2 protein-coding genes are annotated in these 3150 nt (G+C 35.8%); both read left to right on the top strand.

Features of this window, described 5'->3' with window-relative positions; translation table 11 throughout:
- Positions 1-377 precede the first annotated feature (377 nt).
- The gene (locus F6K13_RS25490) at positions 378-2252 is read left to right on the top strand and encodes a DUF1565 domain-containing protein (RefSeq protein WP_161564663.1); all 1875 of its coding nucleotides are present in this window, start codon (positions 378-380) and stop codon (positions 2250-2252) included.
- Positions 2253-2497: 245 nt separating this feature from the next.
- Entirely contained in the window at positions 2498-3073 is a 576-nt protein-coding gene (locus tag F6K13_RS25485; protein WP_124146729.1) for a DUF3038 domain-containing protein, read from the top strand.
- The last annotated feature ends 77 nt before the right edge of the window (positions 3074-3150 follow it).

Raw genomic sequence — 3150 nt, 5'->3', positions numbered from 1 at the left:
ATAACTACCAAAATTTTTCGGTGAAACTCCCCTAAATACCACCGACAAGCAGGTATTTGTAAAGTTTCTTAAGAGCAAAACTGGTGGCAAAAGTAACTAATTTTGGGTAATTGCAAAGTTCCATTTCTATCTCTAAAAATAAGTTTTGCTAGATACATTAAGACTTATAACCTGGTCACTTAAGCGCGTGATAGAACTTTTTTCCCCTCCTGACTCCTGCCTAATTATTTATCACTGTTCAAGCGGTATCCATTATCCTTAAAAATCAACCTACTCTTTACAAAAATTAAAATATTTGTTCAAAACATCTATAATAAGAGATACTTGACAAAATATAATAACTAAATTGTCTGTCACAGTTTCCTAGGAAGAAAGCCGTGAAACAAATATTTATCCTTTTTTCGCAGGAAAATAATCAAACAAATTTACTGCGTAAAATCAACTTTTTATCACCTATTTTAGCCACTGCGCTACTAGGGGTATTTACTTCTGCAAGTTTGGCAGTACCATTTTCACAACAAGTAGCCCAATCCCCAGAAACTCCAGCTAATTCTCAAATAAATGTACTTTATGTTAGTTCATCTATTGGTAGTGACTCTGGAGATGGTACTAAAACAGCTCCTTTGAAAACTATTACTTATGCTTTGAAAATTGCTCAACCTCACACAACAATTTTACTTGCTCCTGGAACTTACAATAGACGAACAGGTGAAAAATTCCCTTTAATTTTGCAGCCAAAAATTACCATCAAAGGTAACTATTTTAACCGTGGAAAAAATGTTTTGATTCAAGGTGGAGGTAATTTTAATAGTCCGACTTTAAATCGGAAAAATATTACAATAGTAGCTGCTAATGAATCTAATTTAAGTGGCGTAACAGTCATAAATCCTAATCTTCAAGGTTATGGTTTATGGATAGAATCTAGTGGTTGTGTTATTAGTAAAAATACTTTGAGTGGTAATACTGTAAATGGCATTTCTATAGCGGGTAGTAATACAGCAATTATTCAGGAAAATAATTTCTATGAAAATGGCGTAAGTGGCATCACAATTTATCATAATTCTCAGCCGGAAATTAGAGATAATTTGTTTCAAAATACTGGTATTGGAATGAAAATATCTGATGATGCTGCTCCAAAAGTAGTGGGAAACCGTCTGATTGAAAATCAAAGTGGGATTATTATTCAAGGAAATGCACGCCCAATTTTGCGGGGTAATTATATTGAGGGTAATAGACAGGATGGAGTAGCAGTGATCGCTAAATCATTACCAGATCTAGGTAATTCTCAAGAACCTGGTCGTAATACTATTCGTAATAACATTCGGTATAATATTTATCATGCAGTAAAAGGTCAAACTCTTCCTGCTTATGGAAATTCTTTAGGAGGCGGTCGTAATTATGGCAGTATTGACATTGCTGGGAAAATTGCTCCACCCCCGCGAGTTGCTCCTTTGCCGAATATTGTAACTACCCCTACAGTAAATCGAGAAACAGAGTCTGTCCAGGAAAAGTCTGTTACGGAAACTGCATCGACTGAACCAGAAATTCAGACAACCCCAAAGAAATCAAATATTTCAGCTTCAGCAGAAAAATTACAGGGGCAGAACAGTTCTGATAGTATTATTTCACGACAAAGACCGGGAAATTCTACGACAATTCTTATCCCTGTCCCAGCTCCAGAAACTACAAGGTCTAGGGGAAATTCCTACCAGACAACAACTCATCAAGGCAACTTACAAAGACTACTACAAACTAATCCTAATTATCAGAATACACGAGCAATTGAAATACCAGTATCGCCACCAGAGTCAGGGAGCAGAACTTTAGAAAGATGGCGAAATTTGCCTCCAAGCAGCACTAACCCAAGTTTTGAACCCACTACCCCAGTTGCATCTCCTGGTTTACTATCTGTACCAAGCACAAATATTCCCCTTGGTCGTGGGGGTTATGTACCTCCTGGTATTGGCAGAAATCAAAATCCTAATCCCAACCCTTTGCCTAGACTATCCTTACGTCGTAATTCTCAAAGTCGTGCTGCGGCCTTGGGTCTACGTTATCGAGTAGTTGTTAATGTCAATAATGCTGCTCAGACCTATAAGTTGCGATCGCTTGTACCAGATGCTTTTTCCACGAATATTAATGGTAATTCAGTAATGCAGGCAGGAGCTTTTCGTAGTCGTCTTGAGGCCGATCAACTATTAAAAGTTTTACGGAATAATGGTCTGAATGCCAAAATTATACTTATTAACTGATTCAGAAATCAAACAATTATTTTTCAAAAAAAATATTGGTAAATAGACATAGGCGTGAAAATCAAAAATCAAATCAATTCTTATCCATAAATTATCAATTATTTTTCCCTGTTGCCTGTTGCCTCTTTTGGAGGAGATGTCTAATAAATATTTTGTCAAATAAAGTTTTCCGAATAGTAGACACAATTTGGCAAAGTACGACTACAATAGACGTGCTTGTAATAAATTTTTAAGAGGTCTATAATATGGTAACATCTGCTGCTCCCGGCAATACCTCAGTTTTTATACTGCCTTCGAGACAAGATTATACCCAGCCTACTGTGGCCAAAAAAGTTCGGTCAAACCAGATTAGAACAAAATTGGACATGGAATTATTAGCCTTAAATGTTTTAACAGGAATTAATTCAGACAGCATATTGCGAGTAGCGAGTAAATTGAATATATCTCCCAAGTTAGCTGATGAACTGACTTTAGTGGTAGATGAAAAACGGGGAATGTCGGCAAACCAACCTCTGAAAACAGAGGAAGCGAAATCTTTCATTTTAGTTATATGTCACTTGGCAAAACAAAACCAAGCATTAATTCGTCGTGCAGTAGCATTAATGGAACAAGTGGCTGCTCAAAATACTAAACCTCAATCAGTTACTTTATTAAGAGAATATCTTGAGAAATTTAAAAAAGCATATAAACAATATCACATATACTCTGAAAATACTTCCCAGGATAACCCAGAAAAATTAGCTCTAAAATTATTAGTGAATTTGTTATTTTATAGTTCTCCTCAAGGGTGTAGTCGTCTTTGGTCAAGTCTGAAATTTTAGATCCTGAAATCATACTAAATTTTTAGTATGAAGCAAAACGCTTAAGCAGAAATCAGTATTTTGAATTCTGCTTAAGA

Origin of the sequence: Okeania sp. SIO2B9 (assembly GCF_010672505.1) — a bacterium.
In the GTDB taxonomy this organism is placed as follows: domain Bacteria; phylum Cyanobacteriota; class Cyanobacteriia; order Cyanobacteriales; family Microcoleaceae; genus Okeania; species Okeania hirsuta.
This window is presented reverse-complemented; position numbering and strand designations above follow the sequence as displayed.